The sequence below is a fragment of the Kribbella kalugense genome (genome assembly GCF_004365875.1).
GTDB lineage: Bacteria > Actinomycetota > Actinomycetes > Propionibacteriales > Kribbellaceae > Kribbella > Kribbella kalugense.
The window spans coordinates 240,941-260,367 of record NZ_SODF01000001.1 but is presented as its reverse complement, the minus strand read 5'-3'; the positions used below and the strand labels follow the sequence as shown (position 1 = coordinate 260,367).

19 protein-coding genes are annotated in these 19,427 nt (G+C 66.8%); 9 read left to right on the top strand and 10 right to left on the bottom strand.

The features are described from left to right. Positions 1 to 48: 48 nt before the first annotated feature. Positions 49 to 1,431 (top strand): sensor histidine kinase, encoded by a 1,383-nt coding sequence (locus EV650_RS01285; RefSeq protein WP_166677982.1) that lies wholly within the window; start codon positions 49 to 51, stop codon positions 1,429 to 1,431. Positions 1,432 to 1,474: 43 nt separating this feature from the next. Beyond that, entirely contained in the window at positions 1,475 to 2,152 is a 678-nt protein-coding gene (locus EV650_RS01280) for a response regulator transcription factor (protein ID WP_134114479.1), read from the top strand. Here EV650_RS01280 and EV650_RS01275 read toward each other — a convergent pair. After that, positions 2,149 to 2,880 (bottom strand): Type 1 glutamine amidotransferase-like domain-containing protein, encoded by a 732-nt coding sequence (locus EV650_RS01275; protein ID WP_134114477.1) that lies wholly within the window; start codon positions 2,878 to 2,880, stop codon positions 2,149 to 2,151. The genes EV650_RS01280 and EV650_RS01275 overlap by 4 nt on opposite strands. 112 nt (positions 2,881 to 2,992) lie before the next feature. On the opposite strand from EV650_RS01275, the gene EV650_RS01270 reads away from it, so the two are divergent. After that, on the top strand, positions 2,993 to 3,373 hold the full coding sequence (locus tag EV650_RS01270; RefSeq protein ID WP_134114475.1) for a MerR family transcriptional regulator: 381 nt from the start codon (positions 2,993 to 2,995) through the stop codon (positions 3,371 to 3,373). 47 nt (positions 3,374 to 3,420) lie between these two features. Further along, entirely contained in the window at positions 3,421 to 4,362 is a 942-nt protein-coding gene (locus EV650_RS01265) for an aldo/keto reductase (protein WP_134114473.1), read from the top strand. 5 nt (positions 4,363 to 4,367) lie between these two features. Here the strand turns inward: EV650_RS01265 and EV650_RS01260 are convergent, their stop codons facing one another. Continuing rightward, positions 4,368 to 5,081, bottom strand: coding sequence for an SDR family oxidoreductase (locus EV650_RS01260; RefSeq protein WP_134114471.1), 714 nt, complete (start codon positions 5,079 to 5,081; stop codon positions 4,368 to 4,370). Positions 5,082 to 5,135: 54 nt separating this feature from the next. Here EV650_RS01260 and EV650_RS01255 point away from each other — a divergent pair, with 54 nt between their 5' ends. Continuing rightward, entirely contained in the window at positions 5,136 to 5,489 is a 354-nt protein-coding gene (locus EV650_RS01255; RefSeq protein WP_134114468.1) for a winged helix-turn-helix transcriptional regulator, read from the top strand. Here the strand turns inward: EV650_RS01255 and EV650_RS01250 are convergent. After that, the gene (locus EV650_RS01250; RefSeq protein WP_134114466.1) at positions 5,486 to 5,920 is read right to left on the bottom strand and encodes a MarR family winged helix-turn-helix transcriptional regulator; all 435 of its coding nucleotides are present in this window, start codon (positions 5,918 to 5,920) and stop codon (positions 5,486 to 5,488) included. The two genes, EV650_RS01255 and EV650_RS01250, sit on opposite strands and share 4 nt — an antisense overlap. A gap of 46 nt (positions 5,921 to 5,966) precedes the next feature. On the opposite strand from EV650_RS01250, the gene EV650_RS01245 reads away from it, so the two are divergent. From EV650_RS01245 to EV650_RS01230, 4 genes are all read left to right on the top strand, one after another. After that, positions 5,967 to 7,370 (top strand): MFS transporter, encoded by a 1,404-nt coding sequence (locus EV650_RS01245; protein ID WP_134114464.1) that lies wholly within the window; start codon positions 5,967 to 5,969, stop codon positions 7,368 to 7,370. 94 nt (positions 7,371 to 7,464) lie between these two features. Beyond that, positions 7,465 to 7,917, top strand: coding sequence for a hypothetical protein (locus EV650_RS01240; protein ID WP_134114462.1), 453 nt, complete (start codon positions 7,465 to 7,467; stop codon positions 7,915 to 7,917). Between the two features lie 6 nt (positions 7,918 to 7,923). Next, a complete protein-coding gene (locus tag EV650_RS01235) occupies positions 7,924 to 8,556 on the top strand; it encodes a DUF1345 domain-containing protein (RefSeq protein WP_134114460.1) in 633 nt (210 codons plus the stop codon). 62 nt (positions 8,557 to 8,618) lie between these two features. Then, entirely contained in the window at positions 8,619 to 10,715 is a 2,097-nt protein-coding gene (locus tag EV650_RS01230; protein ID WP_134114458.1) for a hypothetical protein, read from the top strand. A gap of 3 nt (positions 10,716 to 10,718) precedes the next feature. Here the strand turns inward: EV650_RS01230 and EV650_RS40855 are convergent, their stop codons facing one another. From EV650_RS40855 to EV650_RS01195, 7 genes are all read right to left on the bottom strand, one after another. Further along, positions 10,719 to 11,096, bottom strand: coding sequence for a PASTA domain-containing protein (locus EV650_RS40855; protein WP_166677981.1), 378 nt, complete (start codon positions 11,094 to 11,096; stop codon positions 10,719 to 10,721). Next, on the bottom strand, positions 11,093 to 12,043 hold the full coding sequence (locus tag EV650_RS01220; RefSeq protein WP_134114456.1) for an ArsR/SmtB family transcription factor: 951 nt from the start codon (positions 12,041 to 12,043) through the stop codon (positions 11,093 to 11,095). The genes EV650_RS40855 and EV650_RS01220 overlap by 4 nt, the downstream gene beginning before the upstream one ends. 72 nt (positions 12,044 to 12,115) lie before the next feature. Next, positions 12,116 to 14,593, bottom strand: a complete 2,478-nt coding sequence (locus EV650_RS01215) for a CBM35 domain-containing protein (protein ID WP_134114454.1) — start codon at positions 14,591 to 14,593, stop codon at positions 12,116 to 12,118. A gap of 16 nt (positions 14,594 to 14,609) precedes the next feature. Then, positions 14,610 to 15,485 carry a carbohydrate ABC transporter permease gene (locus tag EV650_RS01210; RefSeq protein ID WP_134114452.1) on the bottom strand — a complete coding sequence of 292 codons (876 nt, stop codon included), beginning with the start codon at positions 15,483 to 15,485 and terminating at the stop codon, positions 14,610 to 14,612. Next, entirely contained in the window at positions 15,482 to 16,393 is a 912-nt protein-coding gene (locus EV650_RS01205; protein ID WP_238173957.1) for a carbohydrate ABC transporter permease, read from the bottom strand. The genes EV650_RS01210 and EV650_RS01205 overlap by 4 nt, the downstream gene beginning before the upstream one ends. A 24-nt stretch (positions 16,394 to 16,417) precedes the next feature. Beyond that, on the bottom strand, positions 16,418 to 17,776 hold the full coding sequence (locus EV650_RS01200) for an ABC transporter substrate-binding protein (RefSeq protein WP_134114448.1): 1,359 nt from the start codon (positions 17,774 to 17,776) through the stop codon (positions 16,418 to 16,420). Between the two features lie 21 nt (positions 17,777 to 17,797). Beyond that, positions 17,798 to 19,381 (bottom strand): glycoside hydrolase family 13 protein, encoded by a 1,584-nt coding sequence (locus EV650_RS01195; RefSeq protein ID WP_134114446.1) that lies wholly within the window; start codon positions 19,379 to 19,381, stop codon positions 17,798 to 17,800. Positions 19,382 to 19,427 lie beyond the last annotated feature (46 nt).

Genomic DNA, 19,427 nt, shown 5'->3' with positions numbered 1-19,427 from the left:
TCAGGTCCTCTCAGCGCAATCTCAGCGAGCGTGGACCACACTGGACCAGTGCGCAACGTGATCTCGAGGCTGCGGCGTGCGAGCGTACGGAGCAGATCGACTGCGGCAGCCGTGGTCGTCGTCGCGATCGCGATGGCGCTCGGCGCCGCCGTACTGCTGCTTCTGCTCCAGCGAGCCCTGATCACCACCGTCTCCGATGCCGCTGACGGACGAGCCGCGGACGTGGCCAACCAGGTCAGCGACGAAGGCGTCGCGGCACTCAAAGTGGATCTCGCGGAGTCGACGAGGGCCAGCCAGATCATCCAGGTCCTGGATCCCTCCGGCGCCATTGTCGCCGCGTCGTCGGCCCGAGCCGGCAGTACGCCGCTGACCGGGTTGCGCCCCGCGGACGGAGTGGTCCAGCGTGCCGAGGTCGGTGAGATGCCGCTGCTCGACGACGATCACGACTATCTGATCGTCGCCCGCGGAGTCGAGTACGGCGGCCGGACGTACACCGTGGTGGTCGCCTCGTCGATCGAAACCCAGCGGTCGACCGTGACCACAGTGACGAAGTACCTCGCGATCGGCTTCCCGCTGCTGCTCATCGTGGTCGGTATCGCGGGCTGGCTGCTGGCCGGGCAGGCGCTGCGACCTGTCGAGCGGATCCGGGCGCGAGTGCAGGGCATCGAGTCCAGCGACCTGACCGAGCGGGTTCCGGTACCGCAGACCGAGGACGAGATCGCCCGGCTGGCCGCCACCATGAACGAGATGCTCGACCGACTCCAGGCCGGCCAGGCGAACCAGCGCCGATTCGTCGCGGACGCCAGTCACGAACTCAGGTCACCCCTGGCAACAGTCGCTGCCGGACTCGACGTCATCGAACCCTCAGCCCGCGGACAGTCCTGGCAGGACCTGCATCAGCTGATGAGAGGCGAGGCCGAGCGCATGCGCGGCCTGGTCGAGAACCTCCTCCTGCTGGCCAAGGCCGACGACGCAGCCCTCCCGATGCAACGGACCGAGGTCGACCTCGACGATCTCGTCGACACCGAGGTACTGCGACTTCGTCAAGGCAGCGTGGATCTCCAGGTGATCAGCGACGTACATCCGGTCCGTGTCCTCGGCGACCCGTTGCGGCTGAGCCAACTGATCCGCAACCTCGTCGACAACGCCGCCCGGGCAGCGCACAGCACAGTGAGGCTGACCACGAGTGAGCGGGACGGCAACGCGATCCTCACGATCGAGGACGACGGCGACGGCATCCCGGAGGCGGATCGGCTCCGGGTGTTCGAACGGTTCGTTCGATTGGACACCAGCCGGGCGCGGGCCAGCGGCGGCTCCGGTCTCGGGCTGTCGATCGTCCAGGAGATCAGCAAGGCTCATCAGGGAACGGTCACGCTGAGTGCACAAGCCGGCGGCGGGACCACCGCGACGGTCACTCTGCCGCTACCTTGACCCACTCAGCTTGCTCTCAGCAACGGCACCGGACACTGAGAGCATGCGGGTACTGATTGTCGAGGACGAGAGACCACTGGCGGAGACCGTGCGTCACGGCCTCACCGAGGACGGGTTCGTGGTCGAGGTGGTCCACAACGGCGAAGACGCCGTCTGGGCCGCGACCGAGCACAACTACGACGTCATCGTGCTCGACATCATGTTGCCCAAGCTCAACGGGTACAAGGTGCTCGAACAGATCCGCGAGAACGGCGTCTGGACGCCGGTGCTGATGCTGACCGCGAAGGACGGCGAGTACGACCAGACGGACGCCTTCGACCTCGGCGCGGACGACTATCTGACCAAACCGTTCAGCTTCCTGATCCTGGTCGCCCGGCTCCGCGCCCTCATCCGCCGCGGCGCGCCGGAACGTCCGGTCGTGATGACCGCCGGCGACCTCCAGCTCGACCCGGTCCGTCGCCGCGTCGAGCGTGTCGGCCAAGAGGTCACCTTGACGCCCCGCGAGTACGGACTGCTCGCCTACCTCATGCGGCACCGCGGCGAGACGGTCAGCAAGACCGAGATCCTCGAGAACGTCTGGGACCCGGCCTTCGACGGCGACCCCAACGTCGTCGAGGTCTACATCCGCTACCTCCGCCTCAAGCTCGACGCGCCCTTCGACCGCCACGCCATCGAAACCGTCCGAGGCATGGGCTACCGCCTCAACCCCGAAGGCGGCTAGCCGAAGAGTTTCCAGTTGCCCTCGGAGATCACCTCAGGGGTGCCGTCGACCACCTTGATCGCGGTGTCGTCGTCGATCGCGTACGTCGGCGCCGGGATATGGGCCGCCCACTTCTCCGCGTTGGCCGTGGACGCGTCGAGGTGATGCTCGTGGTCCAGGTGCGGGATCACGGCGAAGTCGACGAGTCCGGCGCCTTGTCCCGTGACCAGGATTCTGTCGACGTCGCCCTCGGGCGTGGAGAAGACGATGTCCTCCGACTTCAGCGGACCATCGGTCCCGCGCGGCGGATCGACGTACGTCTCGACGAAGGTTGAGGTGACAGCGATGCTTCCGGCGCTCACGCCGACGTACACAGCCTCAGGACGGAGCGTCGGCAGGAGATCGGTCAGACCGGAGCGCCGCATCCAGTTGGCGAGGAACAGCGGGTCGCCGCCCCACACCAGTAGCGCGTCGGCGTCCCGGACCGTCGGCACCCAGGCATCCTCCTCGATGCTCGGCAGCACCGACAGCTCCAGGATCCCCACCGACTTCCACCCGAGGTCCCACAACCGCGACTGAGAGTTGCTGCTCATCGCGCGCGCCGCCATGTACGGCGAGCCGGGGAACGGATAGAGGGCGGTCGGGACGAACAGGGCGTTGCACTCGGCGATCGGCTTGCCCAGCAACTCGACCAGCGCGGCGTGGATGCTCGCGTTCTTGATACCAGCAGAAGTCAGCAGAAGCTTCATAACACCGTTCCTCGGAGTCGTCCGGCGAGTAGCTCAGTCTGTCAGTAGCAGCCACTCATCTCTGCAACGAACAGCCTCACTCCAATCCGACAGAGGAAGTAGGCTCGGGGCCATGACGACGTACGGGCCGGCGGAGGCAGCGGAGCGGTCGGGGTTCAGCATCGACACGCTGCGCTACTACGAGCGGGAGGGCATTCTCCCGCCGGTGGCGCGCACGTCCGCCGGACGGCGGCAATACTCCGACGGCGACCTCGCGATGCTCGACTTCCTGCGCTGCCTGCGGGACACCGGGATGCCGATCGAACGCCTGCGCCGGTACGGCGAACTCGCGCGGTCGGACGAGACGATGCCGGAGCGCCTCGCGCTGATCGAGGAACACAGCGCCATCGTGGAGCAGCAGATCGCCGAGCTCGAGCGGCAGCGTGCCCGTCTCGAGGAGAAGGCAGCCTGGTATCGGGAGCAGCTCGACGGGGCGGATTCACAGTCAGCTTGAACAGTCGGCTTGACCTGGTGCGCGCTCCAGGTTGCATCTTCGTCGGCATGACATCTCTTACTTCCCCGTTGGTGCTCGGCGCCATGATGTTCGGTACGGCGATCGACGAGGACACGTCGTTCGCGCTGCTCGACCGTTTCGTCGAACGCGGTGGCGTCTGGATCGACACCGCCGACTGCTACTCCTTCTGGGCGAGCCCGGACGGCCGTGGCGGCGCCAGCGAGCGCGTGCTCGGTCGCTGGCTGGCCGCACGGCCGGGCGTCCGCGACCGGATCCGGATCGCCACCAAGGTCGGCGCAGAACCGTTGTGGGCAGGCTCCTGGCCGGACCAGCGCGCGGGCCTCAGCCGACGGGCGATCCACGACGCCTTCGCCGGCAGCCTCGAGCGGCTCGGCATCGACCAGGTCGACCTGTTGTGGCTGCACCAGGAAGACCGCCGTACGCCGATCGAGGAGACCGTCGACGCGGTCGCCGAGCTCAGCGAGGCCGGTCAGGTACGACGGGTCGGCGCGTCGAACCATCCGGCCTGGCGCGTCGAACGCGCCCGGATCCACGCCATCTCCAAGGGCTTCGCGCCGATCGACGCACTGCAGCTCAGCGCCACCTACCTACGGGTCCGCCCCGGCACGCTGCCGGAGGACACTGCGCACCCGTTCGGGCAACTCAGCGACGAGCAACTCGACCACGCACGTGAACACCGGATGGAGGTCTGGGCCTACACCCCGCTGCTGTCCGGCGCGTACGACAACCCGGACAAGCAGATCCCCGAGGTGTACGACCACCTGGGCAGCACTCGCCGCCTTGCCGCACTGGACGTTGTCGCCAACGAGACCGGCGCGTCCCGCGGCCAGGTCGTCCTCGCCTGGCTAGTTGCCCAGGGCATCCGCCCGATGCTCGGCGGCAGCAAGCCACACCAGCTGGAAGCCGCTCTCGACGCGGTCGCCATCACCCTGACCGACGACCAGCTCAAGGAACTGGACGTCCGCTGAACCGGTCAGCGGTGACGAACGCCGCCTTCGACGTGGATTAGTTCGGCCGTGACGTAGCCGGCGTTGAGCAGCCAGAGTGCTGCGTCGGCTACGTCGGCGAGCTCGCCGTGCCGGTTGACCAGGCTGCCCTCGGATCCGCGGTTGAGCAATTGGCTCTTGCGGTCGGGTCCGAGGGCGTCCCAGACGCCGGAGTCGACGACCCCGGGTGAGATCGCGTTGACCCGGATCGGCGCGAGTTCGGTCGCCAGGTGCGCGACGAGGTACTCGAGGGCGCCGTTGGCGACACCCTTCACCACCGTTCCAGGCTTGGGTTTCCAGCCGACGATGCCCGAGAAGAACAGGAACGATCCGCCCGGGCGGATCCGCTGAGCGAAGTGCTTGGCCAGCAGCAGCGGGCCGAACACCTTCGCACTGAACGCGGCCACGATCTTCTCGTACTGCAGCTCGGCGACCGGTACGTCGTGATGGGCCGACGCCAGACTGACGACATGGTCGAGCTCACCGAGTTCCTCGGCCGCCGCCGCGATCGTCGCCTCCTCGGTGACGTCGAGCTGAACCGCGCGTCCGTGCTGCAGGGACTTGGCGAACACCGTCGCCTTGTCGAGGTCGCGGGCTCCGATGATCACTTCGGCGCCCGCATCGTCGGCGCGGCGCGCGATCTCCGCGCCGATCGCGCGGGCGCCTCCGACGACCAGAATCCGCTTGTCAGTTAGAGTCATGGCCGTCACGGCATAGTTTTGATACTGGTATCTACAACGCTACCGGAGTGAGCGATGACGAAGGCGTACAACATCATGGCGGCCACCTGCCCCAGCCGGACGGTGCTGCACCGGATCGGCGCGCGGTGGACGGTCTTCGTCGTCAACGCGCTCGACAACCAACCGATGCGCTTCACCGAACTCAAGGCGCACATCCGGGGCATCACCCCGAAGGCGCTGACCGAGACACTGCGCGCGATGGAGTACGACGGTCTGATCTCGCGGACGGAGTACGACAGGAACCCGCCGCACGTCGAGTACGCGCTCACCGACCTGGGACGGTCGTTGCTCGTCCCGCTGCGCGCCGTCCGCGAATGGGCCGAGCACCACGTCCCCGACATCGAGCGGGCCCGAGCCGCCCGGACCTAGCGGCGCGTGCGGAGCATCTGAGCCAGTTCGTCGAGGGCCGGGAGCGCGTCGATGATCGTCCGGGCGGATGCGTCCGGGAGCTGATCGAGGCAGGCGCCGAGCGCTTCGGTGCGGAGCAGCTTGACGCGTTCGTGCAACTGACGGCCGGCATCGGTCGCCTCGACCCGGACCGCCCGCAGGTCGTCCGGGTTCGGGTCACGCTGGATCAGCTCCAGCTCCGTGAGCCGCCCCACCACCCGGGACAGCATGGTCGGATTCAGCCCCTCGAGCTGCGCCAGCTCGGTCAGACCGAGCGGGCCACGGAACGTGATCAGGCCGAGCACGGAGGCCTGGGTCGGCGTCAGGCCCTCGTCGGTAGCCGTGGCGTTGAGCTCCCGGGCCAGCTTGGAGATCACCCCACGAAGCTTGCTCAACGTCTCGGTGTCAGTCATGTCACCCCTTTATTGCCTGCCAGCAAGCAATGTAGTCTATTCATCGATGGAACCGTCGAGTTCACCCCAAGTGATCACCGAGCCGGCCGCCGACGAGCCGCTGGCTCACCGTCGGCTCGTGTTCGGCATCGTCGCGATCGCCCTGCTGATGGCCTCGATCGATCAGACCATAGTGGCGACCGCGCTCAACGCCATCCGCAGCGACCTCGGTGCACAGCTGACCTGGAGCGGCTGGACGATCACCGTCTACGCGCTCGGCCAGATCATCGTGATGCCCTTGGCCGGCCGGCTCGGCGACCAGTTCGGCCGGAAGAAGATCTTCCTCGGCGCCGCGGTGCTGTTCACCATCGCCTCGCTGTGCTGCAGCCTGGCCGACAACATCTACGTGCTGGTGGTGTTCCGGGCCGTCCAGGCGATCGGCGGCGGCGCGTTCATGCCGACCGCCACCGGCATCGTGGCCGAGCAGTTCGGCCGCGACCGGGACCGGGCGATCGGCATGTTCACCTCGATCTTCCCGATCGGCGGCATCGTCGGCCCGATCATCGGCGGCATCATCGTCACGTACTGGTCCTGGCGCGAGATCTTCGTGGTGAACATCCCGATCGGCGTGCTGCTGATCGTCCTGGGCCTGCGCTTCATCCCGAGCAGCAAGCCGAAGACCGCCGCCAAAATCGATGGGACAGGCGCCTTACTGCTGGCGCTGACGATGCTCTTCGCCATGTACGGGATCAGTTCGCTGGGCAGCGCCGGCGCCGAACCCACCGATCCGCTGTTCATCGTCGCCATGGTGATCGCTCTGACGCTGGGCTTCCTGTTCGTCCGGCACGCGAATCGGCATGCGGCGCCGTTCATCCCGGTCAGCCTGTTGCGCGGCCGCGGCTTCGGCGCGATGAACACGATCAACTTCCTCTTCGGCGCGGCCATGCTGGGCTTCGGCGCCCTCGTCCCGCTGTACGCCGAATCGCGGTACGGCATCCAGCCGCTCCAGGCCGGCACCCTGCTCACCGCTCGGGCGGTCGGAATGATCTGCGTCGCGGGCCTGGCCGTGTTCGCACTCCGTCGTACCGGCTATCGGGCCCCGATGATCGGCGGGTTCGTGCTGGTCGCGGGCGGGATGACGCTGATGTCACTGGCTCCGCACGGACTCACGCCGTACGCCTGGCTGGCGCTGGCCGCCGGGATCACCGGCATCGGGATGGGTCTGTCGATCCCAGCCTCCAACAACGCCAGCCTGCAACTGGCGCCGGACCAGATCTCCGCGATCGCCGGACTCCGCGGGATGTTCCGGCAGTCCGGCGGGATCGTGGCCGTCTCGATCACCACGACGATCCTGAACCACGCGTCGAACGCCGGTACGGCGCAGGCGCACAGCTTCGTCGTCTTCGCCGCCATCCTGCTGCTGATGATCCCGTTCACCTTCCTTGTTCCGGACCACCGCGGGACTTGGTAGCCCGGACAACTGAGGCCGTTGCAGTGGGCAAGTCCCGTTGCGGTCCTCCCGGTACTGCGGGAGGGTGGCAACAGTCTCTACCGGGAGGACTGTGATGGACGAAGTCGGCAAGCAGCGGGTCAAGGACGCGCTGATCGGCCAGGCGGAGGCCGAACTCCGGTCGTCGCGGACGGACGTCACCCGGCACGACTCGGCCGCAAAACTCGACCAGGACTCGTCGTTCTCGGTCGACGATCAGTCGCAGTCCGACGAAGCGGGCGATCTGGGTGGGTTGTTCGAGGGTGTCGTCGATCGCCAGGAGGGGGTCCTGAAGCAGCTCAAGGATCTCGACTTCGGGATCACCAGCTCTGTGTCACCGGGCGCGATCGTCGGCTTCGACGGCGATCGGTACGTCGTCGGCGTGGTGGCAGCGCAGTTCGAGTGCGACGGAGTCACCTACGAAGGACTCTCCACCGATGCACCGATCTACCCGGCGCTCGAGGGGCTGCGGCTCGGCGACACGTTCAGCTTCGGCGGCCATGACCATCGCATCGACTTCCTCGCCTGAGCTCGGATGAGGCGCGTCCTCTCGACGGCAGGCCCTCGGGTGCTCGTGGCTGTTGTCGTTGGTTGCATCGTCGGTGCCCTGAGCGGACTGCTCGGGAACGTTCCTATCGGAGTGTTGGCGGGGCTCGGCACGGGCGCGGCTACTTTCGTGTTCACCGGCGTACTGGTGCTCTGGCCGATGACGTCCGACGCCACCCAGCGCTACGCCCGGCACGAGGACTTCCGGCCCATCGTCGAGGAACTGCTGGTGCTGGTGGCGACCCTCGGCAGTATGACCTGCATCGTGATCCTGCTTGCCCTCGGCAACTCTCGGAGCCAGAACTCCGCCGCCGCTGTCGGCCTCGCCGCCGTCTTCATGAACTGGGGTGTGCTGCATCTGATGTACGCCGCCCGCTACACCCACCTGTACTACACCGATCCGGTCGGCGGCATCGACTTCAACAACCAGGAGAGCCCGGCCTACCGGGACTTCTTCTACTTCAGCTATAACCTCGGCATGACCTACCAGGTCTCCGACACCAGCGTCTCCAGCAGCGCGATCAGGTCGGTCGTCCTCCGCCACTGCATCTTCTCGTACGTCTTCGGCACCGTCATCCTCGCCGCAACAATCAACCTCGTCGCCGGCATCGTCACGCGCTGAGCAGTGGCCGGATCCTGACGCGTGACTGGCGTCTCGGGGGCGGAGCGGGAAGGGTTGCTGGTATGACGAAGAGCAACGCCGACAGGGACCGCGAGGCGACTGGCTTTCAGGAGCAGGCGCCGTACGACGAATCGATCGATCTGCGGACCGATTTCGTCATGGTCTACGGACTCAACGACACGACGCCGGAGCGGATCGCCCGGTGGCGTGAGGCCGGGTATCGCGTCCACCTGATGACAGGCATCTCGTGGGGCACGTATCAGGACTATCTGGACGGACGGTGGGACGGCTCCGATCACTGGGCCGACGCGCAGACCGCGGGCGACGGTTCGCCGATCCTGCACGGCCACAGCACGGACATCCCGTACATGGTGCCGACCTTCAGCTTCACGGAGTACCTGGTGCAGAAGCTCCGCCCGATCATCGAGCTCGGTGTCGAAGGCATCCATCTCGAAGAACCGGAATTCTGGGCTCGCGCCGGCTACTCGGAGTCGTTCAAGCGCGAGTGGCAGGCGTACTTCGGTGAGCCGTGGCAGGCCCCGCACAGCACCCCCGAGGCGCACTTCCGCTCCGGCCAGCTCAAACAGCACCTGCTCTCCCGCAGCCTCGATCGGGTCACGTCCGTGCTGCGCGACGAGGCCCTGAAGCAAGGTCGCCAGGTGCGCTTCTACGTCCCGACCCACAGCCTCCTCAACTACACCCAGTGGCAGATCATCAGTCCCGAATCACGCCTGCGGACGCTGCCCTCGATCGACGGCGCCATTGCCCAGGTCTGGACCGGGACCTCCCGTACGCCGAACGTGTACGCCGGAAAGGTTGCCGAGCGCACCTTCGAGACGGCGTACCTGGAGTACGGCATCGCTCAGGACCTCACCCGCGGCACCGACCGGCGGATGTGGTTCCTGCACGACCCGATCGAGGACCACCCGGACCGCACCTGGGAGGACTACCTGGCCAACTACCAGCGCACCCTCATCGCGTCGCTGCTGCACCCGGGCGTCTCGCGGTACGAGGTGGCGCCGTGGCCCAACCGGATCTTCAACCGCCCGTACCTGCGCGAAGGATCGACCGAACGGCAGCCGATTCCTGCTGATACCGCGACCAGCTACCTGATCGCGATGAACAGCCTGCGCGACCTCGACCAGCCCGAGGTACGCCGGGGCAACGAGGGACCGCGGATCGGGATCGTGCTCTCGGACACCGCCATGTTCCAGCGCTGGTCCCCCGGCGGCGACAGTGGACACTACGACGGTCTGCAGGACGCTCTGGCACTCGAAGGACGCGAGCAACTGCACTTCTCCGACTTCTACGGTCTCGCGCTGCCACCGCTGTACGACGGCCAGCGGGTCACCCCGGTCCAGCTGGAGAACGTACTCGACACACCGGATGCACTGGACGATGTCGACGTACTCGTCCTGAGCTACGAGTTCCAGAAACCCCTTGCCCCCGGCATCCATTACGCGTTGGCCGGATGGGTCAACCGCGGCGGCAGCCTGCTGTACGTCGGCGATGGCGCTGACCCGTATCACGCGATCCGCTCCTGGTGGACGGGCCGCTACGACACCTGCGCGGATCACTTGGCCGAGGCTCTCGGCGCGGACCGCAAGCGCGACGACATCCAGCCGATCGGTCAGGGCAGGGTCCGGTTCCTTCCTTCTCGGCCGGCGGACTTCACCGAGTCGCCGGCGCGCGCGGCCGAGTTGGTCACGGCGATCCGCGAACTGGCCGAGGCCGGCGGCCACACCTGGGAGCCCACCAACTGGCTGTCGGTCCAGCGCGGTCCGTACCTGATCGGCGCCGTACTGGAAGAGACCGGCGGCTCGCACGTTGTCGAGGGCAACTACCTCGACTTGCTCGATCCGCAACTGGGCATCGTCCGTCGGCGCGAGCTGGGTCCAGGTCAGCTGACATGGCTCCGCGACCTCTCGTACGACGACGAGGCGCTGCTGGCGTCCGCCGGTCGAGTCGTGAACTGGGAACGCGACCAGAACGGGATCCGCTTCAGCTGCGAGGCGCCGCGCGGGGTGCAGGTCACCACCGCAATCCGGCTTCCCGCTGAGCCGACAACCGTCAACACAAGCCACCAGTACAACGACGGCATCCTGTGGCTACACCATCCGGGCGACCCAGCCGGAACCCAGGTCGAAATCGAGTTCTGACTCCTACTCACCGATCTTCTTGGAGCGGAGGGTGATCTTGGTGTCGGGCGCCGCGTGGGTGCCGCCGGCAGGCGTTTGGGTGACGACGACCCAGTTGCGGTCGTTGATCAGCAGCCGTCCTTGCCCGGTGGCGTCCTCTTCGGCCAGGTTGTAGAAGCCCGCCGCCTGCATCGTGTCCTGAGCCAGCTGATGGTTCATGCCCACCACATTCGGCACGACCCCGGACTGAACCGAAGGCTGAGCGCTTGAGGGCGCGGCGGTCACCGTCGTCACGGTTGTCGCCGTGACCGTGACGACGGAGCCCGGCGTACCCGAAGTTCCACAGGCCACCAGCAGAAACAGCAACCCACTGACCAGACCAACCCACCGTCGGGCTGTCATCCGTCCTCCCGCCGCAAGACCGCTCGCCCGAGGGGCGTCAGCGCGTGGTGGACCGAGTGGCCGAACCGTGTCGTGGTGATCAGGCCGGTGCTGCGGAGGACCTTCGCGTGCTGGCTGATCGAGCCCGGCGAGACGCCGAGGCGGGTCGCGAGCTCGCTGGTCGACGCGCCGCTCTCGAGGCAGGCCAGGACGTTCGCACGAGTGGGACCAAGCAGCCGCACGAGTGCGTCGAGGTCGCCGACGGGCTCGTCGTCCGGCTGGATCGGCAGGACCAGCGTCGGCGGCAGGTCCCCGTCGATGAACGTCACCGGAGCGCCGAAGCAGAAGTACGACGGTACGACGGTCAGCCCGCGGCCGCCGAGGTCCAGCGTCTGGTCAGTCAGATAGTCGGCCTCGAGGATCGGAGCACGCCAGCGGATCGACGTGTGCAGATGAGTGAGCATCCCCTCGACACCGGAGTTTAGAAGCAACGCGATCAAGCGATGCCGCGCCTGCTCGACGTCACATTGGATCGCGTCCCAGACCGGGCGTACAGCGGTCTCGTGGTACTGCTGCAAGCTGTCAACGACCGGCTCGAGCCGACCACCGTCGTACAGGCGAACGGCCCACTCCGGAGTCGGAACGGAGGCCGGGTACGTCCGAGCCAGATCACGCCGCACGACGTCACGCGGCACACGCCGGATCGCATCGAACTGTTCATCGATGTCCGTCGCCGGCGCCGACGGGGTAAGAAAATCTGCGAAGTTCCCGGACGCGGGCACGATGGAGTACGCCGCGCGCAACGTGTCCCGATGCTCCCCCACCGCGTCCCGCCAGCCCCAGTACCGGCTCGGCAGGCTGTGATACTGCAGGCTGTTGATGCTCAGCACCGACTCCCACATCGGATGCGGTCCACTCGCGACCCGCACCCGCGCAAGGTCGGCCTCAGTAAACCGAATCCGCAGCATCGCTCCCCTTCCGGTCCCATCGCTCAGGGTAGTAGGACGAGGGCTGCTTGTCCTACTACCCTGATGCAGACGTCAGAAGCCGGAGTTGCCGGGGCCTCGGGTGAGGGTGAAGCCTTGGGTGTTGCTGAGGCCTCCGGAGGGGGTTCCGGAGACGGTGACGTAGTTGAACGTGCCGCTGCCGGGGACCTGGAGGTCGATGCCGTAGGTGCCGGTGTTCTGGACCTTGACGTGGTCGAAGGTGATGTTGGTGACGTTCTTCTGCCAGCTCATCAGGATGCCCTGATACGTGCTGTCGATGATGTCGACGTCCTTGATCAGGATCGGCGCGGTGATCTCCCGCGCCTCGGCGTACACCCAGAGGCCGCCTTGGCTGCTGTTCCAGTCGGTGTTGAAGCCGCCGGCTCTGGTGACGGTGTTGCGCTGGACGACGGTGTTGCCGCTGAACGGCTGGGCCGAGTGCCAGGTGCTGAGGGTGATTCCGGAAGCCGTGTAGACGGTGTCGGACAGCAGGTTGTCCTCGATCCGGTTGCTGTCACCGCCGTAGATCGCGGCCGTGTTCGCGAGTGTCGGCAGCGCCGCGGTGTTGAAGGTGAACGCGCAGTTGGCGACCGAACTGTTGAAGGACCACATCGCCATCGCGTCGTCGCCGGTGTTCCGGAAGACGCTCTGGTCGACCCGGCTGTTGCGGACCGGGCTGCCGTCGCCGCTGAACGTGTTCAGATTCAGGCCGTCGGCGAACGTGTCCCGGACCCGGACGCCGACGACGTACAGGCCGTCGGTGCCGCTGTTGGCCCAGATGCCGGTCTTCGCGTGCTCGATCCACACGTTCTGAATCAGCGATCCGGTCCCGAAGTTGCCCTCGATCGCCGAGTCGGTGGTCACCGTACTGTCGGGATCGCGATACCTGACATCGCCGGCGAAGGTGAAGTCGGCGAGCTGGACGTTGTTGCCGCCGGCAAAGAACCCGCCGCGGCCGGCGTTGCCGCGGATCGTGGTGTACCACATGCCGGCGCCACGAATCGTCACGTTGTCGATGTTGAGGCGCGCGGTCAGGTCGAAGGTCCCGGCCGGCACCCAGAGGGTCTTGCCGGCCGACTTCGCCGCGCTGATGGCAGAGTTGAACGCCGAGGTGTCATCGCCAGATCCCGACACCGCGCCGTACGACGTGACGTCGACCGAGTTGGCCGGCGTCGAGTACGCCGGAGCGACGACCTCGGTGTCGATCAGGTCGACCGTGATCGGGGTGGAGGTGTCGTTCTGCAGCCGGAGCGTGGTGCCGGCGGCGTAGCTCGGCAGGGTGGTGCGGACCTCGTCGTAGAAGCGGTGGCCACCACCCAACGACGGATCGTTCGGGAACGGGTAGCTGCCGTAGACCCAGCTGTACGTCGACGTGAGCGTGAGGTCCTTGACCTTCGAGCCGCCAACGTACACGCCGAGCGGTGCGGTGATGCCGGTGCCGGCCGCGTTGTCGGGGATCGAGTAGCGGACGACGAGCGAGTTCGTCGGTTTGGTCAGGGTGAAGTCGACGTACTTGCCGGCGTTGTCCAGTCGTACGGCGCGACGCCCGGACGACTCGGACGGGACGGTCCGGTAGGTGCGGTCCGGGCTGAGTACGACGCCGTTGGTGCTTCCGTTCTCCGCCTCGTACTCCGCGTACGGGACGGTCGCACCGCGGTCGGCGAGGGCTGTCGAGCCGTCGACCGTCAGCTCGTCCAGGGCCACGTTGCCGGAGTCGCCAGCGTCGTACTGGTAGTCGATGAGGTTCAACCCCGCACGCAACTGCGCCGTCTGCTGCACCGTCGTCCAGTCGCTGTTCGCAGGGAGCGAGACCTGTCCCGTCTTGATTCCGTTCAAGTACAGGCTGAGGGTCTTGGTGCTGCCGGTGTCGTTGCGGTAGCGAAGGTTCAGAGTGCCGTTCCCGGCGGTCGCGACGTTGACGGTCCGGATCACCCGGCTGCCGACCGCGGTGAAGCCGGCGACGTATCCACCGCCGGTGAAGCCCGCGATCGACGCGGCAACCGACGCGCCACCGGACACGAAGCCACGCTCCAGAGCGCCGGCAGGTGCCTCCCCCACCGCCTGGCCAACCACCAGATTGTCCAGGTTCACGTTGCCCGAGTCGGTGCTGTCGAACTTGTACGCGATCGTGTTGCTCCCGGCAACCAACGGGACGGCCTCGGTTGCGGTCCCCCAGGAGTCCCAGTTCGCGGTCGCGGGCAGACTGATCTGCCGGAGCTTGGAGCCGCCGACGTACAGCGAGAGCGTCATCGTGACGCCGGTGCCGTTGGCGTAGCGCAGGACGGCGGTCCCGTCACCTGCGGTCGCGGAGCTGACCGTGAAGGTCGTTGCCGCGTTCCCCTTGTTCCCGTCGATGTATCCCCCGACGTACGCCGAGCCGGTGTAGCCGGGATGTTCGGTTTCGGGAGTGGCGCCGCCCGACAGGGCAGCTGATTCGGCTTCGTAGGTTGTCACGGCGGCGGCCGGGAGTCTGGTGAGGAGGGCCAGGAGGAGCGCGAGGATCGCGGTCATCGCGAGGCGGGATCTGGACATGGGCGGGTCCCTTCGGTCAGCCTTTCACGGCGCCGTTGAGGGCGCCGCTGTTCAGGAAGAAGCGCTGGAACAGTCCGAACAGCAGGACGGGTATGACGGTGGAGATCGCGAGCGCGGCGAGGAACACGTCGAACTCGACGAACTTCTGCAACGCGGGCAGGCGGACCGACAGCGGCTGCAGGTTCGGGTCCGGCAGCACGAGCATCGGCCAGAGGAAGTCCTTCCAGGCGCCGATGATCGCGAACACCGAGACCACTCCGAGGATCGGCCGCGACATCGGGAGCACCACCGACCAGAACAGCCGGAACGGTCCGGCACCATCGACCCGGGCCGCCTCGAACACCTCCCGCGGCAGGTTGTCGAAGAACCGCTGCACCAGCAGGATGTTGAACGCGTTCGCGCCGGCCGGCAGCCAGACCGCCCAGAACGAGTTGATCAACGATGCCTTCAGCAACGGTGGATCGACGATCGTCAGGTACAACGGCACCAGCAGCACGACCGCCGGCACGAACAACGTCGCCAGTACGACGGCAGTGATCACCTTGCCGTACCGAGGCCGCAGTACCGACAACGCATAACCCGCAGTCGTTGCGACCAGCAACTGCATGAACCACGAGCCGGCCGCCAGTACGACGGTGTTCAGGAAGTACTTGTCGACCTCGACGCGGGTCCACGCGGTGGCCAGGTTCGACCAGTCGACCCCGTGCGGCCAGAGCGCCAACGGCGAGCGCAACGTGTCCTGGGTCGGCGTGATCGCTGCCTTGGCCAGCCACAGCATCGGCCCCAGACCGACGACGAACAACACGGCCAGCAGTACGCCGTGCAGGCCGAAGGCGGTCCATCGAACCCGCGGGCGGCGCCAGTCGGCCGGCGACAGGATGCCCCGGCTCACGACTTGCTCCAACCGCGAGTCAGCCGGAAGTACAGCACGGAGAGCAGCCCGAGTACGACGGCCAACATGATGCTCAACGCGGTCGCCATCCCGTACTCCCCGCCCAGGCTGTTCGCGAAGGCGTAGTTGTAGATCAGTAGCAACAGCGTCGTGGTCGAGTTCGCCGGGCCGCCGTCAGTGAACAGGAAGGGCTCGAGGAACACCTGCGCGGTCCCGACGATCTGCAGGATGAACGTGATCAGCAGGACTCCTCGTAATTGCGGCATCGTCACGTGCCACACCTTCCGCCAGATCGACGCTCGGTCGATCTCGGCAGCTTCGTACAGGTCGGTCGAAACGCCGGTGAGAGCGGCCAGATAGATGATCACCGTGCCGCCGGCCGCGGCCCACGTTGCCTCGAGCACCAATGACGGCATGACCGACGCCGAGTCCTGCAACCACGAGACCGGACCAATTCCGACGTACCCGAGGATGGTGTTGAAGACCCCGGTCGGCCCGGCATCGTAGAAGAACTTCCAGAGCAGTACTGCGACCACCGGCGGGATCACCACCGGCAGGTAGGCCAACGCACTGTACAGACTCTTGAACCGGCGTACCTCACTCATCAGGACCGCCGCGACGAGCGGCACCGGATACCCGAAGAGCAGTGCGAGGAAAGCGAAGTACAACGTGTTCTTCACCGCGGTCCACAGCAACGGATCGGCGAGCACATCACGGAAGTTCTGCAGCCCGACGAACGTGGACGGCGTGACCAGGTTGGTCTCCTGGAAGCTCATCACGACAGCACGGCCGATCGGGATCCAGGAGAAGACCCCGAACACCAGCAGCAGCGGAATCAGGAACACGAGCGTGCTCAGTCCCCCGCCACGGATCCGCACCCTGGCGCGGCGCGGCAGCACCAGGGGCACGGGACGAGTTTCGGCAGCCATCGATCAGTTCCGGTCCAGGAGCGCTTGTGCCTCGGCGTCGGCCTTCTTCAGCAGGTCCGCGATGTCCGCGTCCTTCTTCGTCAGCACCGCCTGCACCACCGGGTCGAGGAGCTTGTACACCTCCTGCGTGGACCGCACCGGCTCGGTCACCAGCTGCTGGTCGAACATCTTGTCCGTGTACGGCTTCAGCTGCTGCTGCGGCACGTTGACGTACGACGCGACCCACTGCAGCGACTCGTCGTAGGTCGCCCGGTCGAACACCGGCAACTGGGGAGCGCCGACCGGCTGCTTCGACGCAGCAGTCGTCTTCGCGTCCAGTACCGCGGCATCCTTGTCCGTCAACTTCTTCAAGTAGTAGAAGTCGATCCACTTGACCGCGGCGGCCTTGACCGCATCGTCCGACTTCGCGCTGACCGTGGCGAGCGTGCCGCCGCCCAGGACTCCGGCATCCGGCTTGTCCATCAGCGGCAGAACGGTCACGCCGTAGTCGACGGGCTTCAGTGCGTTCTGCGTGACCAGCGACCCGTAGTTGCCGCCACCGGAGACATACATGCCGACCTGGCCGGAGGCGAAGGCCTGGTTGATCCCGTTCCAGTCATAGAGGAAGTTGGATCCCATGCTGTTGTCGGTCCAGCGCATGTCCTTCAGCTGCTGCAGTACCGCGGTCATCTCCGGCGTGTCCAGCTCGGCCGTAGCCTTGTCGCTGTCGAGCTTCTCGGTCCGCCCGCCGAAGGCGTAGTCCAGCGTGGTGAGGATCCATCCGCCGGTGTTGTCCGTGGTCAGCTCCGCGTAGCCGGCCTTGCCGGTCTTGTCCGCGATCTGCTTCGCATCCGTGCGGACCTCGTCCCAGGTCGCCGGCGGCTTGTCGGGATCGAGACCGGCCTGCTTGAACAGCGTCCGGTTGTAATGCAGCGCCTGCCCGTACGCCGCGATCGGGACGGCCCACATCTTCCCGTCCTCAGCCTGGCCCGCCTTCGCGACATTCGCGTTGAACTTGCTCGCGTACGGCAGCCCGCCGACCAGGCCGCTGATGTCGGCGATCTGCTTGCGTTCGATCAGACCCCGGCCGTCGGTGAACGGCACCGTGAACACGTCGGGAAGAGTTCCACCGGCCAACTGCGCGGTGAACGTCGTCGCCGTCCAGTTGTACTCCTGCGGCACGATGTCGATCCCCGGATTCGCCTTCTCGAACTGGGCGACGCGTTGGTCGAACGCCGCGATCGCACCCTTGTCCAGGCCCGGGTCCCGAGCCACCTTGACCGTCACCGGGCCGGTCGAGGTGGCTTGTTTCCCGGCGTCCGTACTCGAGCACGCGGTCAAGCCGACTGCGACCACCAAGGCCGCGGCAGTGAGGGACTTCATGGCAACTCTCCTAGTTCTGGGCTAGTGATGGACGAGCCGCAGCCAGACGGCCACGTCGGTCGTCAGCCGGTCGTCGGTCAGGTCATCGCTGCAGAGCAGCACCTCTTGGTACGGCGGAAGCCGCACCGCCTCGGGTCCGAAGTTCACGAGGCACAACACCTCGCCCCGCTGGAACGCGAGCAACTCATCGCTGTCGAGCGCGTGCCACTGGAAGGACCTGGGCAGGTCGCGGCGCAGTGCGAGCATCGAGCGGTAGAGCGCGAGCATCGAGTCGGGATCAAGCTCCTGCGCCTCGACCGAGTGGCTTCCCCAGTCGTCAGGCTGCGGCAACCACGGGCCGAAGCCGCGCGCGCTGAACCCGAACGTCGACCCACCGGTTGTCCAGGGCAACGGAACCCGGCAACCGTCCCGGCCGGGATCGAGGCCGTCGGAGCGATGGAACATCGGATCCTGCAGCGCCACCAGCGGAAGGTTCTCCACCTCGGGCAGCCCCAGCTCGTCGCCCTGATAGAGGTACAGCGAGCCCGGCAACGCCCCCGTGAGCAGAGCCGCCGCCCGCGCCCGCCGCCGGCCGAGCTCCAGATCAGTGGGTACGCCGAACCTCTTGCTGGCAAAGGAGAACGCCGTGTCCGATCGCCCGTACCGCGTGACCGGACGGGTCACGTCATGGTTCGATAGCACCCACGTCGCCGGCGCATCCACGGGAGCATGCGCGGCAAGCGTCGTACGGATCGACTCCCGCAGCTCGCGCGCGGCCCACGGGCGGCCCATCAGGTCGAAGTTGAACGCGGTGTGCATCTCGTCGGGCCGGAGGTAGCGCGCGAACCGTTCGGCGTCCGCGAGCCAGATCTCGCCGACCAGCATCCGCGGCGGATCGTAGGAGTCGGCCACCGCACGCCATCCCCGGTAGATGTCATGCAGCTCGTCGCGATCGACGTACGGATGCTGCTCGACCTCGTCCAGCTCGGGCAGCGAGGGGTCCTTGACCGGCATGGTCGCGCTGTCGATCCGGATCCCGGCGACACCGCGGTCGAACCAGAACCGGAGGATCTCCTCGTGCTCACGGCGTACGTCGGGATGGTTCCAGTTCAGGTCCGGCTGCTCCGGGGTGAACAGATGCAGGTACCACTCCCCCGGCGTACCGTCCGGGTTCTTCGTCCGGGTCCAGGTCTCGCCACCGAAGCTGGAGACCCAGTCCGTCGGCCGCTCGTCGCCCGAGCGGAACCAGAACCGTTCACGTTCGGGTGATCCCGGCCCGGCGGCGAGCGCGGCCGTGAACCACGCGTGCTCGCTGGACACGTGGTTGGGTACGACGTCGATGATCGTGCGGATACCCAGGGCGGCCGCATCCGCGATCAGTTCCTCGGCCTCCGCCAGCGTCCCGAACGCCGGGTCGATGACGCGGTAGTCGGCGACGTCGTACCCACCGTCGGCCAGCGGCGACAGGTACCACGGGGTGAACCAGATCGCGTCGACACCGAGCCGCCGCAGGTACGGCAGCCGCGAACGGACGCCGGCCAGATCGCCGGTGCCGTCACCGTCTCCGTCGGCGAAACTGCGCGGGTAGATCTGGTAGATCACCGCGTCCTGCCACCACTGCCCCATCCCGAAACCCCTTCGTTTATGATAGGTTTAGCGCTCCACCTTGTTG

Bases quoted from the DNA above. Each gene is read 5' to 3' on its own strand.
- EV650_RS01280 (WP_134114479.1), top strand. From the start codon at position 1,475: ATGCGGGTACTGATTGTCGAGGACGAGAGACCACTGGCGGAGACCGTG.
- EV650_RS01275 (WP_134114477.1), bottom strand. From the start codon at position 2,880: ATGAAGCTTCTGCTGACTTCTGCTGGTATCAAGAACGCGAGCATCCAC.
- EV650_RS01270 (WP_134114475.1), top strand. From the start codon at position 2,993: ATGACGACGTACGGGCCGGCGGAGGCAGCGGAGCGGTCGGGGTTCAGC.
- EV650_RS01265 (WP_134114473.1), top strand. From the start codon at position 3,421: ATGACATCTCTTACTTCCCCGTTGGTGCTCGGCGCCATGATGTTCGGT.
- EV650_RS01260 (WP_134114471.1), bottom strand. From the start codon at position 5,081: ATGACTCTAACTGACAAGCGGATTCTGGTCGTCGGAGGCGCCCGCGCG.
- EV650_RS01255 (WP_134114468.1), top strand. From the start codon at position 5,136: ATGACGAAGGCGTACAACATCATGGCGGCCACCTGCCCCAGCCGGACG.
- EV650_RS01250 (WP_134114466.1), bottom strand. From the start codon at position 5,920: ATGACTGACACCGAGACGTTGAGCAAGCTTCGTGGGGTGATCTCCAAG.
- EV650_RS01245 (WP_134114464.1), top strand. From the start codon at position 5,967: ATGGAACCGTCGAGTTCACCCCAAGTGATCACCGAGCCGGCCGCCGAC.
- EV650_RS01240 (WP_134114462.1), top strand. From the start codon at position 7,465: ATGGACGAAGTCGGCAAGCAGCGGGTCAAGGACGCGCTGATCGGCCAG.
- EV650_RS01235 (WP_134114460.1), top strand. From the start codon at position 7,924: ATGAGGCGCGTCCTCTCGACGGCAGGCCCTCGGGTGCTCGTGGCTGTT.
- EV650_RS01230 (WP_134114458.1), top strand. From the start codon at position 8,619: ATGACGAAGAGCAACGCCGACAGGGACCGCGAGGCGACTGGCTTTCAG.
- EV650_RS40855 (WP_166677981.1), bottom strand. From the start codon at position 11,096: ATGACAGCCCGACGGTGGGTTGGTCTGGTCAGTGGGTTGCTGTTTCTG.
- EV650_RS01220 (WP_134114456.1), bottom strand. From the start codon at position 12,043: ATGCTGCGGATTCGGTTTACTGAGGCCGACCTTGCGCGGGTGCGGGTC.
- EV650_RS01215 (WP_134114454.1), bottom strand. From the start codon at position 14,593: ATGTCCAGATCCCGCCTCGCGATGACCGCGATCCTCGCGCTCCTCCTG.
- EV650_RS01200 (WP_134114448.1), bottom strand. From the start codon at position 17,776: ATGAAGTCCCTCACTGCCGCGGCCTTGGTGGTCGCAGTCGGCTTGACC.
- EV650_RS01195 (WP_134114446.1), bottom strand. From the start codon at position 19,381: ATGGGGCAGTGGTGGCAGGACGCGGTGATCTACCAGATCTACCCGCGC.